10 protein-coding genes and 1 tRNA gene are annotated in these 13,733 nt (G+C 71.5%); 7 read left to right on the forward strand and 4 right to left on the reverse strand.

Going from position 1 to position 13,733, the window contains the following annotated elements; all coding sequences use genetic code 11:
* Positions 1–185: 185 nt before the first annotated feature.
* From HII36_RS34190 to HII36_RS34215, 6 genes are all read left to right on the forward strand, one after another.
* Positions 186–1,568 (forward strand): APC family permease, encoded by a 1,383-nt coding sequence (locus HII36_RS34190; protein ID WP_236004153.1) that lies wholly within the window; start codon positions 186–188, stop codon positions 1,566–1,568.
* A 165-nt stretch (positions 1,569–1,733) separates the two neighbouring features.
* Positions 1,734–3,209 carry a methionine--tRNA ligase gene (locus HII36_RS34195; RefSeq protein ID WP_173527450.1) on the forward strand — a complete coding sequence of 492 codons (1,476 nt, stop codon included), beginning with the start codon at positions 1,734–1,736 and terminating at the stop codon, positions 3,207–3,209.
* A 130-nt stretch (positions 3,210–3,339) separates the two neighbouring features.
* A complete protein-coding gene (locus HII36_RS34200; protein ID WP_173527451.1) occupies positions 3,340–4,317 on the forward strand; it encodes a phosphotriesterase family protein in 978 nt (325 codons plus the stop codon).
* A gap of 41 nt (positions 4,318–4,358) precedes the next feature.
* The gene (locus tag HII36_RS34205) at positions 4,359–4,745 is read left to right on the forward strand and encodes an STAS domain-containing protein (protein WP_170246496.1); all 387 of its coding nucleotides are present in this window, start codon (positions 4,359–4,361) and stop codon (positions 4,743–4,745) included.
* A 9-nt stretch (positions 4,746–4,754) separates the two neighbouring features.
* Entirely contained in the window at positions 4,755–5,648 is an 894-nt protein-coding gene (locus HII36_RS34210) for a sigma-70 family RNA polymerase sigma factor (protein ID WP_173527452.1), read from the forward strand.
* A 126-nt stretch (positions 5,649–5,774) separates the two neighbouring features.
* Entirely contained in the window at positions 5,775–6,251 is a 477-nt protein-coding gene (locus HII36_RS34215) for a hypothetical protein (RefSeq protein WP_173527453.1), read from the forward strand.
* A gap of 845 nt (positions 6,252–7,096) precedes the next feature.
* Here HII36_RS34215 and HII36_RS34220 read toward each other — a convergent pair.
* The 4 genes from HII36_RS34220 to HII36_RS34235 all read right to left on the reverse strand — a co-directional run bounded on the left by HII36_RS34220 (position 7,097) and on the right by HII36_RS34235 (position 12,099).
* Positions 7,097–8,074 (reverse strand): hypothetical protein, encoded by a 978-nt coding sequence (locus HII36_RS34220; protein WP_173527454.1) that lies wholly within the window; start codon positions 8,072–8,074, stop codon positions 7,097–7,099.
* A gap of 177 nt (positions 8,075–8,251) precedes the next feature.
* A complete protein-coding gene (locus HII36_RS34225; protein ID WP_173527455.1) occupies positions 8,252–10,735 on the reverse strand; it encodes a Tex family protein in 2,484 nt (827 codons plus the stop codon).
* Between the two features lie 27 nt (positions 10,736–10,762).
* Complete coding sequence (locus HII36_RS34230) at positions 10,763–11,926, reverse strand: amidohydrolase (protein WP_173527456.1); 1,164 nt, start codon at positions 11,924–11,926, stop codon at positions 10,763–10,765.
* Between the two features lie 100 nt (positions 11,927–12,026).
* Positions 12,027–12,099: transfer RNA gene (locus HII36_RS34235), tRNA-Met, on the reverse strand.
* Between the two features lie 121 nt (positions 12,100–12,220).
* Between HII36_RS34235 and HII36_RS34240 the strand changes: the two genes are divergently transcribed.
* A complete protein-coding gene (locus HII36_RS34240) occupies positions 12,221–13,714 on the forward strand; it encodes an ABC transporter substrate-binding protein (RefSeq protein WP_173527457.1) in 1,494 nt (497 codons plus the stop codon).
* Positions 13,715–13,733: the final 19 nt, after the last annotated feature.

Here is a 13,733-nt window from a genome sequence, read left to right on the forward strand (position 1 = left end):
GGCTGTTCCTCGTCCGGGCGGGCGGCTTGAGCGGGCTGTTCCTCGTGCGAGCGTGCGGCTTGATCGGGATGCTTGGGCGGGCCGTGACATCATGCGCGGGTCGTGATCATGGAGGGGGTCGCGTGGCGGAGGGGCTGGCACGGCGGCTCGGCACGACCGACGCGGTCGTCGTCGGGCTGAGCGCGATGATCGGCGCGGGCGTGTTCTCCGCGTTCGCGCCCGCCGCCCTGGCCGCCGGTGCGTGGCTGCCCGCCGCGCTCGGGCTCGCGGCCGTCGTCGCGTACTGCAACGCCACGTCCTCGGCCAGGCTGGCCGCGCTCTACCCCGAGTCAGGCGGCACGTACGTCTACGGCAGGCGGCGGCTCGGCCCGCTCTGGGGCTACCTGGCCGGCTGGGGGTTCACGGTCGGCAAGACCGCCTCGTGCGCGGCGATGGCGCTGACGTTCGGCGCCTACGTCGCGCCCGACCTGGCCAAGCCGCTGGCGATCGGCGCCGTCGTGGCGCTGACCGCGCTCAACCTGTACGGCGTGCGACGCTCGGCCCTGGTGGCCAGGGTCATCGTCGCGTTCGTGCTGGCCGTGCTGGCGGCGGTGATCGCCGCCGGCCTGCTCGACGAGTCTCCGGGGAAGCTCCACTTCGGCGGAACCGTGGTCTGGTACGGCCAGGCCGACGGTGTGCGTGACCAGAGCCTGCCGCCCAACGGGAAGCTCGTCGACAAGGAGACCGTCATCTCCCTCACGCCGCGGGAAGGGTGGGCGCCCGGCACCCTCGACACGCCCGCGGAACGGGAGATCATCGCCGCGCTGCTCGACCCGCCGGTGCACTTGCTCGCCGCGGAAGCGGGGGTGCCGTCCGGGCTTTGGGGTGTGCTGCAGGGCGCGGGCCTGCTGTTCTTCGCGTTCGCCGGCTACGCCAGGATCGCCACGCTCGGCGAGGAGGTGCGAGATCCCGGCCGGGTGATCCCGCGGGCCGTGGGCATCGCGCTCGGCATCACATTCGTCGTCTACGCGCTCGTGGCGCTGACGGCGCTGCGCGTGCTCGGCCCGGGCCGGCTGGCGATCTCCGAGGCCCCGTTGCAGGACGTGGTGACCTGGGCCGGGGAAGGCTGGCTGAGACCCGTGGTCGCGGTCGGCGCGGCGGTGGCGGCGCTCGGGGCGCTGCTGGCGCTGGTGCTCGGGGTGTCGCGGACGGTTCTCGCCATGGCCCGCGAACGCGACCTGCCGGAAGCGCTGGCGGCGGTCCACCCGGTCCGGCAGGTGCCGTGGCGGGCCGAGCTCGCGGTCGGCGCGGCGGTCATCACGCTGCTGCTGGTGGCCGATCTGCGTGGGGCGATCGGGTTCTCGTCCTTCGGCGTGCTCGTCTACTACGCGATCGCGAACGCCTGCGCGCTCACGCTGTCCCGCGAGGAGGGCGCGCCGCCCAAGGCGGTCCCGGCGCTGGGCCTGGCGTTGTGCCTGGTGCTGGCGTTCACCCTGCCGGCAGGCTCGGTGCTGGCCGGGCTGGGGGTCTTCGCGGCCGGGCTGGCCGTGTGGTTCGTCCGGCACCGAAGACGCGGCCGCGCCGCCTGACCGCGCGGCGAAATTCGATCAAGCCGGGCCGCCGGCCGCGCTAGCATGGCCGCATGACGACACGGACGGTGATGATGGCCCCCTAGGGGGCTCACCGACGATGTCTTCATCGAGGCCCTGCTAGCCGGGGCCTCTCGTCGTGTTCGGGCCCCATGGAGGCGACCGATGTACATCACGACGACCATCCCCTACGTCAACGCCCGCCCGCATCTCGGGTTCGCGCTGGAGCTCGTCCAGGGGGACGTGCTCGCCCGGCACCACCGGGGGCGCGGCGAGCCGGTGCGCTTCCAGACCGGCACGGACGACAACTCGCTCAAGAACGTGCTGGCCGCCGAGGCGGAAGGCGTGCCGGTGCGCGAGCTGGTCGACAGGAACGCGGCCGCGTTCGAGGCCCTGCGCGACCCGCTCGACCTGTCGTTCGACTCCTTCATCAGGACCAGCCGCCATCCCGGGCACCGGGCCGGGGTCGAGGCGATCTGGGCGGCCGTACGGCACGATCTCTACCGGCGGCGCTACGAGGGGCTGTACTGCGTGGGCTGCGAGCAGTTCTACACCGAGGGCCCGTGCCAGGAAGGGCACGAGGCGCCGCTGCAGCGGGTGGCGGAGGAGAACTGGTTCTTCCGGTTGTCCCGCTACCAGGACGTCCTGCTCGACCTGGTCAAGAGCGGCGGGCTCAGGATCGAGCCCGCGGCGCGGCGCAACGAGGTGGTGGCGTTCGTCGAGGCGGGGCTGGCCGACATCAGCATCTCCCGCTCGGCCGAGCGCGCCCGCGGCTGGGGCATCCCGGTGCCCGGCGACCCTGACCAGGTCGTCTACGTGTGGTGGGACGCGCTGGCCAACTACGTCACCGCGCTCGAAGGCGACGACTACCGGCGGTGGTGGGTCGAGGAACCGCGCAGGACGCACCTCATGGGCAAGGGGGTGATCCGCTTCCACGCGGTGTACTGGCCGGCGATGCTGCTGTCCGCCGGGCTGCCGCTGCCGCACGCGATCTTCGTCCACGACTACCTCACGGTGGACGGCAGGAAGATCAGCAAGTCGGCGGGCGATGCGGTCGATCCGGCGCGGCTGGTGGCGGCGTACGGGGTCGACGCGGTGCGCTGGTGGCTGCTGCGTGAGACGCCCCGCGTCGGCGACGTGGACTTCACCGAGGACCGCCTGGTCGCGCGGGCCGACGAGGACCTGGCCAACGGCATCGGCAACCTGGTCAACCGGGTCGTCACCATGGTCCACCGCTTCCGCGGCGGCGTGGTGCCCGATGCCGCGCCCGAGCCGCTGCCGGCGTGCCTGCAAGCGCCGCGGCTGGTGCACGAGGCGCTGGAGGACTTCGACTTTCGGCGCGCGGCCGCGGCGGTCTGGGCCATCGTCGAGGAGGCGAACAGGTACGTCGAGACGAACCGGCCGTGGCGGCAGGACGAGGCCGGGCGGGCGGTGTCGCTGGCGACGCTGGTGCACGCCTGCCGGGAGCTGGCCGTCCAGCTGGAGCCCTTCCTGCCCACGGCGGCGGCCCGGGTGGGCGCGGCGGTGCCCGGCCCCGTGACCGGCCCGGTGACTGGCCCGGTTACTGGGCCGGCGGGCGCGGGGGTGGCCGGGGCGCGGTTGCCGCGGCCTGAGCCGCTGTTCGCGCGCCTGGGCAGGTAGGCCGCACCCCGCCGGCGGCCGTACACCACACGGGGACGGCCGCCGGTCGCTCGGTGGGGCGGGAGATGTTGACGGTGGTCGCGCCGCCGCCTAGGTTGGCGCCCACGGACCGGCCGGTATGGAGGCACGCATGCCCAGCGTCAACACCGTAAAAGGCCCTGTCGACGTCGACGATCTCGGACAGACGTTGATGCACGAACACGTCTTCGTCGTCGCCACCGAACACCTGGACAACTACGGCAAGGGCGGCTGGTGGGACGAGGAGTTCCGGGTCGCCGACGCGATACGCAAGCTCAACGCCGTCGCCGCCAAGGGCGTGCGCACCATCGCCGACCCCACCGTCTGGGGCCTGGGCCGCTACCTGCCGCGCATCCAGCGCATCGCCGCCGAGGTGCCCGACCTGAACATCATCGTCGCCACCGGCATCTACTCCTACGAGGAACTCCCGCACCAGTACGAGCACCGCGGCCCCGGCCTGCTCATGGACGTGCCCGACCCGATGGTCGACGACTTCGTCCGCGATCTGACCGTGGGCATCGCCGACACCGGCGTGAAAGCGGCGTTCCTCAAGTGCGTGGTGGAGGCGAGGGGGCTGACGCCCGGCGTGGAGCGCATCTGCCGGGCGGTCGCGCAGGCGCACGTGCGCACCGGCGCGCCGATCACCGTGCACACGAACGTGCACGCCCAGTCGGGGATCCTCGCGCTCGACCTGTTCGCCAAGGAGGGCGTGGACCTGACCAAGGTCGTGGTCGGGCACAGCGGCGACAGCAACGACCTCGACTACCTCATGCGCCTGGCCGACACCGGCGCGACCCTGGGCATGGACAGGTTCGGCCTCGACCTCTACAACCCGACCGCGCAACGCGTGGCCACGGTCGCCGAGCTGTGCCGGCGCGGGTACGCCGACCGCATGGTGCTCAGCCACGACCACGCCTGCTTCATGGACTACTTCGGTGATGCCTGGGACACCGCGCTGGGGACGCTGGCACCCAACTGGCGCTACGATCACATTCACGACGACGTCTTGGCCGCACTGCGCGACTCGGGTGTGACCGACGACCAGATTGATCAGATGCTGGTGTTCAACCCGAGACGCCACTTCTCGTAAAGTGGTGGGATTGGGAACGCAACGCGGGTAGGTGGAGCTGGGTGACTTCGGAGCAGGCCTTGTCGATAAGCCTCGGACTCCAGGGACCCTGCGTCATCGCGCGGCTGACGGGGGACTTCGATTTCGGGTCCGCAGCCGAGGTCCGCGACCGTGTCACCAAAGCGCTCGACCTCACCCAGCCGCCGCTGCTGGTGATCGACATGCAGGCCGTGAGCGTCTGTGACTCCTCTGGCCTGTCCGTCCTGGTCTACCTGCACAAGGCCGTCACGGCTTCGGGCGGGCGGCTGCTGCTGTCCGGGTTGAACGGCCGTTGCAAGCACCTTTTCGCGATCACCGCGCTGGACAAATTCTTCGACATCCGCACTACAGCCGAACTCGCCATCGCAGAACTCAACGAAGCCGGGAATTCGCCGCCGTTTACCGGGTAGTCCCCGTTCATGTCGGCCGAAGAGCCCGATCTGCTCGGCACGTACCTGGAGCAGATCGGAAAGACCCCCTTGCTCTCCGCCGCGGACGAAGTCGATCTCGCCCGGCGGATCGAAGCAGGCCTGTACGCAGGCCACCTGATCGAGCGTGGTGCGGGCACACCAGAGCTCGAACTCATCGTGCGCGACGGGCGGCGCGCAAAAGATCTTCTGATCAAGTCGAACCTGCGGTTGGTGGTGGCGGCTGCCCGGCGCTACGCCTACCGCGGGCTTCCGCTGCTCGACGTCATCCAGGAGGGCAACCTCGGGTTGATCCGAGCGGTGGAGAAGTTCGACTACACCCGTGGGTACAAGTTCTCGACGTATGGGATGTGGTGGATTCGCCAAGCCATCGAACGTGGCATTCATGACAAGAGCCGTACCGTGCGGCTGCCGATCCACGTGGCCGAGGAGCTTTCGCGTCTGGTCAGGGTGGAACGGCAGCTTGCCGCCGACCGCGGCCGGGAGCCGACCGACCACGAGCTGGCCGTGGCGGCCGAACGCAGCATCGAGCAGGTCGCCGCGTTACGCAGGCTCGGGCAGGAGATGGTCAGTCTCGACATCCCGGTCGGCGAGTTCGGCGAAGGCAAGATCGGCGACATGATCGCCGACGAGGACGGGCTGGAGGTACAGGAACTCACCGAACGCCGCGCCATGAGCGCCGAACTGCACGAGGTGGTCACCACCCTGCCACCGCGCGAGGCGTTCGTGATCAGGTTGAGGTACGGGCTAGCCGGACAAGAAATACGGACTTATACCGAGATAGCGCAGCATCTCGGGCTGACCCGCGAACGCATCCGGCAACTGGAGAAACAAGCGTTGAAACGGCTCAGACAGGGCGGCCCGCTCCTGGCCTGGGCCTCCTAGCACCACCCCCAGCCGTTGACCCGGCGGCTTTCCTGACGGTTAATCGAAGGAGGTAGGAGTCGCTTCGACCGGGGGAAGCGACGGTTCATCGCACTGGGGGATCACATGGTCAAGAGTCTTGTCGGCATGCTCGCCTTAGCGACGGCGGCCGGCGTCGGGATCGGGGTCGCGTCACCCGCGTCGGCGGTCGGCGTCGCGGCACCCGCGTCGGCGTCGGCCCCTGTCCCCGCCTCGCAGGTGGCCACCGCCGCATCGGCGCCCGCCGCGATCGGCGCACCGTACATGGGGGCCGCCGCCGGGCAGCTGATCAGAACCAAGGTGTACTTCGGCAGGTGCGAGGACACCTGCCGGATCAAGGTGCGGATCACCAATCGCTCACGCAAGCTGCTCTTCAACGTCAAGATGACCGCGCGGCTGAAGATCAACGGCAAGCGGGTCGGCACCTGCACCGACTACGTCGGCTCCATCAGGGGCAAGCGAGTCCGCTGGGCCGGCTGCACGGTACGCAGTCGCACGCTGGCCCGCCTGTGGGACCGGCACATGGACAACGAGATCGACTTCGACGCTTACGTGAACACCACGGTGTACTACCGGTACTGGTGAGGATCGGTCGTCAGGGGCCGATCACCGGCCCCTGACGATCACCAGCCCTGACGGGGCTCAGGCGGTGACGAGAAGTGCGAGCCCGATCAGCACCACGATCGGCACAACCCAAACGACGGCCTCGAGTGCGAACTCCTTGTACATCGCCCTAATCTCCCTCAGAACGCCCAAGTGGGGGCACGGTAAACGTCACTGCGCAGCATAGCCGCCCTGACCCACGACTACGCCACATCACCCACGCACCGGGGGCCACCGTGGCGTCGTATCGGGGGCGGCGGCGCTGTCGCGAGGGGCCCGTGTCGCCGTACTTAGGGGGCAAGGCGACGCCGTCGCGGGTCGCGTTGCCGCCGTGCCAAGGGCGTGCCGAGAGGCTCGATGGCCTCGCGCCGGGCGGGAGTGGCGGCTTTGTGCCGGGCGGGGGTGGCGGCCTCGTGCCGATCGGCATGGCGACTTCGTCCCGAGAGGCGTGGCGGCGTCGTGCCCAGCGCTCCGATGGCCTCGCGCGAGGTGGGAGTGGCGGCCTCGTGCGGGCGGGCGTGGTGACTTCGTGCCGAGGAACGTGGCGGCCTCGTGCCGATCGGCGTGGCGACTTCGTCCCAAGAGGCGTGGCGGCGTCGTGCCCAGGGGCTCGATGGCCTCGCGCCAGGTGGGAGTGGCGGCCTTGTGCCGGGCGGGAGTGGCGACGTCGTCCTGAGGAACGTGGCGTCCTCGTGCCGAGGGGCGTGGGGACTTCGTCCCGAGAGGCGTGGCGTCCTCGTCCTGAGGGGCGCGGCGACTTCGTGGCGACTTCGTGCTGAGGGGTGCGGGGGCCTCGGCACGAAGGGGACGGCGGCAGGCGGACAGGCTCAACCCTGGGCCTTGGCGAGGCGTTTGGCGAGGCCGGCCAGGGAATCGTCGGCCATGAGGGTGGGCAGTGCGGGGGCGTCGGCGTCGATCCGGCGGTGCACCTCGGGCTGATCGCCGCAGAACCTGGTCCAGGCCCGCAGCACGTCGGGCATCGCGGACGTCGCCGCGTCGGACAGAATCGCCTCCCTGGGCAGCCAGGACGTCAGGAACTGCGACACCCGCGCCGGGCTCCACCACAGCGGCCGATCGCCGACGAACTCCGCCAGCTTCTCGAACGCCTCCCGCGCCCCCGCCGGGTCAGGCAGACCGGACAGGTCGGGCAGGTCGCGGAAGCGGTCGAGCGCGTCGTCCGGCGCATGACGGACGACGTCCGGGACGGCCCGCGCGCGGGCCAGCGCGAGCGCGCGGATCGCCGGCAGCGTGTCGGCCACCGATGCGCCCATGAGGTTGTCGGCCAGCTCGAACGCGTTGAGCACCCGGCCCGCCACCACCTCGCGCGCGGACTCGGCCAGCCGCAGATCGTTCAGGAACTCCGGCTCCTCGACCAGACCGTCGACCGCCAGGCCGCCGTGCACCTGGTCGATGCCGACGACGAGCAGGTGGGGTTCCTTGCCGTTCTCGTAACGGAAGGCGAGGGCGGCCAGGGTCTGCTCGCCGTACGGGTCGGCCTTGCCGTACCAGCCGCCCTCGCACACCACCCGCCCCATGCGGGCCGTCCACTGCGGCAGCGGACCGGTCTCCTGCCGCGCGTATGGAGAGTCGGGCACGACGGCGGCCAGCGCGGCCAGGGTGAGCCGGGCCTCCTGGGTGCCCGCCGCCGCCAACTCCTCGGCGAAGGACTCGTGCGCTTCGACGGACTCCGGGCTGCCGACGGCGGCCACGAGGCGGGCGGCCCACAGCTCGGTCCGCAGCGGGGAACACCACCTGAGCAGGTCGTGCGCCTGGGTTACCGCTTCGGTGAAGGCTGTCGTACTCACCCTTCGACCGTATCGCCCGGCACCGCTCTCCCGTCGCCACCCCGGTTCCGCCGAGAGCTGACCCGCCCACCCATCTCACGCCCGCAACCGCACCCCAGGGCGTGTGACCCCGATAACCGGCGTTCCGGGTGGTGGTGGGGGAGGGGCCTGGTGAGGCCCCTCCCGGGTGGTCATGGGTCAGCGGTTGTCGCCGCCGAGGCCCGCCTTTCTGAGGGCTTCGGCCATCGCGCCCGACGGTGCGGGCCGGTCGCCGCGCCGCTGGCCCTGGCCGCCGCGCCCACCGCCGTCACGACCGCCGCCGTCGCGCTGCCCGTCACGCTGGCCGCCGCGTCCGCGCTGGTCACCGCGGCCCTGGCCCTCGCCGTTGCCACGGTTCCCGCCGCGCCCACCGTTGCCACGGGAGCCGTCACCACGAGAACCGTTACCGCGAGAACTGTCGCCGCGTGAGCCGTCACCGCGCCCGCCGCGGCCGCGGTTGTCGCGGGAGCCCTGGCGGCCGTCGGACGGCTGCTGGGCCGCCGTCTCGTCCTCCAGCCGGAGCGTCAGTGAGATGCGCTTGCGCGGGATGTCCACGTCGAGCACCTTGACCCGGACGATGTCACCCGGCTTGGCCACGTCACGTGGGTCCTTGACGAAGGTGCGCGACATCGCCGACACGTGCACCAGCCCGTCCTGGTGGACGCCGATGTCGACGAAGGCGCCGAAGGCGGCGACGTTCGTGACCACGCCCTCCAGGATCATGCCGGCCGCCAGGTCGGAGATCTTCTCCACGCCCTCCTTGAACGTGGCCGTCTTGAAGGCGGGACGCGGGTCGCGCCCGGGCTTCTCCAGCTCACGCAGGATGTCGGTGACGGTGGGCAGGCCGAAGGTGTCGTCGGTGAACTCCTGCGGCTTGATGGTGCGCAGCGCCGCGGTGTTGCCGATCAGCGTCTTGAGGTCGGTCTTGACCGAGGTGAGGATGCGCCGCACCACCGGGTACGCCTCGGGGTGCACGCTGGAGGCGTCGAGCGGGTCGTCGCCGCCGGGGATGCGCAGGAAGCCGGCGCACTGCTCGAACGCCTTGGGGCCGAGCCGCGCCACGTCCTTCAGCGCGGTGCGCGACCGGAACGGCCCGTTGGCGTCGCGGTGCCGGACGATGCTCTCGGCCAGCGTCGAGCCGATGCCTGACACGCGGGTGAGCAGCGGCGCGGAGGCGGTGTTGACGTCGACGCCGACCGCGTTCACGCAGTCTTCGACGACCGCGTCGAGCGAACGCGACAGCTTCGACTCGGCCAGGTCGTGCTGGTACTGGCCGACCCCGATGGACTTCGGGTCGATCTTGACCAGCTCGGCCAGCGGGTCCTGCAGCCGGCGGGCGATCGAGACGGCGCCGCGCAGCGACACGTCGAGGTCGGGCAGCTCCTGCGAGGCGTACGGCGAAGCCGAGTAGACCGAGGCCCCGGCCTCCGAAACCACGATCTTGGTCACCTTCGGCATGTGCTTGACCAGCTCGCCGGCGAGCTTGTCGGTCTCGCGGGAGGCGGTGCCGTTGCCGATGGCGATCAGCTCGACGCCGTGCTTCTGCGCCAGTGCGCCCAGCACGGCCAGCGACTGGTCCCACTGCCGCTTGGGCTCGTGCGGGTAGATGGTGGCGGTCTCGACGACCTTGCCGGTGGTGTCGACCACCGCGACCTTCACGCCGGTGCGCAGGCCGGGGTCGAGCCCCATGGTCGGCCGGGTGCCGGCGGGGGCGGCGAGCAGCAGGTCGCGCAGGTTGGCCGCGAACACCCGGACCGCTTCGTCTTCCGCCGCCTGCCACAGCCGCATCCGCAGGTCGAGGCCCAGGTGGACGAGGATGCGGGTGCGCCAGGCCCACCGGACGGTCTCGCCCAGCCACTTGTCGGCCGGCCGGCCCTGGTCGGAGACGCCGAAGCGGGAGGCGATGCGCAGCTCGTAGTCGGGGGTGTCGTCGGGCTCCAGCGTGACGGACAGCACCTCCTCCTTCTCGCCGCGGAACATGGCCAGGATCCGGTGCGAGGGCAGCTTGGTGAACGGCTCGCCGAACTCGAAGTAGTCGGAGAACTTGGCCCCCGCCTCCTCCTTGCCCTCGCGGACCTTCGACACCAGCCGCCCGCGGGTCCACAGCTGCTCGCGCAGGCCGCCGATGAGGTCGGCGTCTTCGGCGAACCGCTCGATGAGGATCGCCCTGGCGCCTTCGAGCGCCGCGCCGGCGTCGGCCACGCCCTCGGTGACGAAGCCCGCGGCCGTCGCGGCCGGGTCGAGCGTCGGGTCGGCGAGCAGTTGGTCGGCCAGCGGCTCCAGGCCGAGCTCGCGGGCGATCTGCGCCTTGGTGCGCCGCTTCGGCTTGTACGGCAGGTAGATGTCTTCGAGCCTGGCCTTGGTCTCGGCCGCCATGATCTGCGCGCGCAGCTCGTCGTCGAGCTTGCCCTGCGATTCGATCGACTCCAGGATGGCCGTGCGACGCTCTTCGAGCTCACGCAGGTAGCGCAGCCTTTCCTCGAGCGTGCGCAGCTGAGCGTCGTCGAGGGCGCCGGTGGCCTCCTTGCGGTATCGCGCGATGAACGGCACCGTGGCGCCGCCGTCGAGCAGCTCGACCGCCGCCCGCACCTGCCCTTCGCGCGCCCCGAGCTCTTCGGCGATCCGCTGGTGAATAGAGAGCACTTGCCTGCCTTTCGATGGTCCCGCCGGTCAATTGTGCAGGACTACGCCGTTCTTCATGACCAGAGTGCGCGCCGGATGGGCGACCACCGCCTCCGCCGGGTTACTCGCGGGTAAGGCGACGAGGTCGGCCCGGTCACCTGGGGCCAGGCCGTAACCGCCGAGCCCGAGCGCCCGCGCACCGCCGTAGGTGGCGGCCTCCAGCGCCAGCTCGATGTCGCCGTCGGCGCGGAACGTGCTGCGGTAGGCGACGTGCATGGCCCGCTCCAGCATGTCGCCGCTGCCGTAGGGGCCCCACAGGTCGCGGATGCCGTCGTGGCCGCAGGCGACGGTCACCCCGGCCGCGCGCAGCAGCTTGACCGGCGGCACGGGGAAGTCGTAGACGGCCGCGGTGACGATCGCGACCCCGGCCGTGGCCAGCCCTTCGGCCAGGCGGCGCTGGTGCGCCTGGTCGACCTGGCCCAGCGCGTACGCGTGGCTGACCGTCACCCGGCCGCCAAGCCCGAGCGCCGCCGTGCGCTCGATGATCAGCTCCAGCTCCCACGCGCCCAGCGTGCCGCCGTCGTGCAGGTGCAGGTCGAGGTGCGCGCCGTAGCGCTCGGCCAGCCCGAAGACCAGGTCGAGATGGCGCACCGGGTCGCGGTCGACGCCGGCCGGGTCGAGCCCGCCGACCGCCTCGACGCCGTTCTTCAGCGCCTCTTCGAGCAGCTCGGCGGTGCCCGGGTTGGTGAGCAGGCCGTGTTGCGGGAAGGCGACCTGGCGCACGTCCACGGGCGAGGACGCGGCGGCCTCGCGCACCGCCTCCACGCCCCGCAGCCCGACCAGCGGGTCGATGTCGGTGTGGGTGCGGACGTGCGTCGTGCCGTACGCGCTCATGCGGGCCAGCAGCGCGCCGATGCGTTCGACGCTGGGCACGCCCAGCTCGGCGCGGCGGGCGAGGTCGTTGCCGATGCGGCCGGCGAGCGTGTCGCCCGCCGAGTGGGGCACCCACGGCCCGCCGTGGAGTGTCTTGTCGAGGTGGCAGTGCGCCTCGACCAGCCCGGGCAGGACGAGCTGCCCGCCGAGGTCGATGACGCGGGTTCCGGGCGCCTCGACGCCCGGGCCGACCCGCTCGATCAGGCCGTCGCGGACGAGGACGTCGGCGACCCCCTCGAACCCCCAGGGGCGGCCGCCGCGGAGCAGCACGTCGGTCATGCCCAGCACCCTACGGCCCCCGGCCGACGATTTCCCTGGCCCCGAAGACACCGATGCGAATGAATCGATGCGAATGAATCCGTCCGAATGAATCGGGGAGTAGCGGGTGCGGGGATCAAACCCGCCTGAGGCGGCTTATGAAACCGCCGGGCACACCAGCGCCCCCACCCGCCGTGCCAGGGAAGATCCCGGCCTGCCATCGATCATCCCCGGACGTCCGATGGCCGGCAACGGGTTTTCCGCGGCTACGATCTTGCGAAAGCCGGACAGAGGCCACCGAAAGGATCTCCCCATATGCGTTGGCACAAGCGGCTGCTGGTCGCCGGGATCACCAGTGCCGTGGCCTTGACCACGGCATCCTGTGGAAGCGGTGAGACCGGCGGCACGGGCCAGGCGGCGGAACCCACGCAGGCGCCCAGCAGCGCCGCGCCCGCCCAGTCGCCGACCCAGTCGGCGCCGCAGGCCCAGGAGGACGGCAAGCCGTTCGTCTACGCACACTCCGGCCCGGTGATCACCGACTGGGACCCGGCGACCACGCGTGACATCGCCGCCCTGGCCAACGTCTACGAGACCCTCACCAGGTACGACTCCGGCGCGGGCAAGCCCGTCCCGGCGCTGGCCACCGAGTGGAGCGCGACCGGCGGCGGCAAGGTGTGGACGTTCAAGCTGCGCCAGGGCGTCACCTTCCACTCCGGGGCCGCGCTCGACGCCGCCGCGGCCAAGAAGGCCATCGAGCGCACGATGTCGGCGAACCCGGACTCGGTCTGGGCGCCGGTCCAGAAGATCGCCGCCCCCGACGCGGGCACGCTGACGTTCACCCTCAAGCACGCCGCCAGGCTCGACCTGATCGCCGCAGCGCCCCGCACCGCGTACGTCTACGACACCGAGGCCATCGACAAGTCCGGCAAGTCCGACGGCGGCACCGGCCCGTACACGGTGGCCGCCTGGCGTAAGGGCCAGGAGAACGAGCTGGAGCTGAAGGCGTACGACGGCTACTGGGAAGGCTGGCGGCCCGGCCAGTACCGGAAGGCGACCTTCCGCGTCACCTCCGACGCCGCCGGGCTGCTGGCGCGTGGCGAGGCGGACTTCGCCGCCGGCGGCGAGAGCGGGGTCACGGGGACGCCGTCGTTCGAGAGCCTGCTCGTGCGCTTCAACGTCGACAACCGCACGATCAGGCAGGCGCTGCGCGCGGCCATCGACTACGACGGCGTCGTGGCGGCGCTGGGCGGCGAGGTCGTCAAGGGCCGCGGGCTCGTCCCACCCGGCCTGACCGGACACACGCCGAGCCCGGACCCGGCCCAGGACCTGGCCGAGACGCAGCGGCTCGTCGAATCGGCCGGATACGGCCCGGACAACCCCGAGCTCACGCTCACCGTCGGCTACGACAAGGACGACGAGGGCCAGGCCACGCTGGTCAAGAAGCTCCGCGCCACGCTGGGCGGCGTCAACGTGAGCCTGCGCGCCAAGCCGGGCACCGGCCAGGACATCACGCTGACCACCTGGGCCCCCGCCTACCCCGACGCCTACCCGCTGTTCCGCGACGCCTTCTCCGGCCGGTCGAAGGAGCTGGACCAGGCCATCGCCGCGCTGGCCGCGCTCGACGGCGACGCGGCCGTGCCCGCCTACGCGGATCTGCAGAAGAAGCTGGTCGAGGACGAGGTCGCGGCGGTCGTCCCGTACGTGCGCGCCCACCGTCACGCGCTGGGCGCGGGAATCGGCGGCTACGTGGACGAGCCCGCCTACCCGCACGTGGTCTTCCTGCACGACCTCGCGCGAGCGGCGGGCTGATCCCGTTCTGTAAAGCCGT

The sequence above is a fragment of the Nonomuraea antri genome, from assembly GCF_013283785.1.
GTDB lineage: Bacteria > Actinomycetota > Actinomycetes > Streptosporangiales > Streptosporangiaceae > Nonomuraea > Nonomuraea antri.

What these genes read in the sequence shown, in the direction of transcription:
- HII36_RS34190 (WP_236004153.1), top strand. Translation starts at nt 186, where the DNA reads ATGATCGGCGCGGGCGTGTTCTCCGCGTTCGCGCCCGCCGCCCTGGCC.
- HII36_RS34195 (WP_173527450.1), top strand. Translation starts at nt 1,734, where the DNA reads ATGTACATCACGACGACCATCCCCTACGTCAACGCCCGCCCGCATCTC.
- HII36_RS34200 (WP_173527451.1), top strand. Translation starts at nt 3,340, where the DNA reads ATGCCCAGCGTCAACACCGTAAAAGGCCCTGTCGACGTCGACGATCTC.
- HII36_RS34210 (WP_173527452.1), top strand. Translation starts at nt 4,755, where the DNA reads ATGTCGGCCGAAGAGCCCGATCTGCTCGGCACGTACCTGGAGCAGATC.
- HII36_RS34215 (WP_173527453.1), top strand. Translation starts at nt 5,775, where the DNA reads ATGCTCGCCTTAGCGACGGCGGCCGGCGTCGGGATCGGGGTCGCGTCA.
- HII36_RS34230 (WP_173527456.1), bottom strand. Translation starts at nt 11,926, where the DNA reads ATGACCGACGTGCTGCTCCGCGGCGGCCGCCCCTGGGGGTTCGAGGGG.
- HII36_RS34240 (WP_173527457.1), top strand. Translation starts at nt 12,221, where the DNA reads ATGCGTTGGCACAAGCGGCTGCTGGTCGCCGGGATCACCAGTGCCGTG.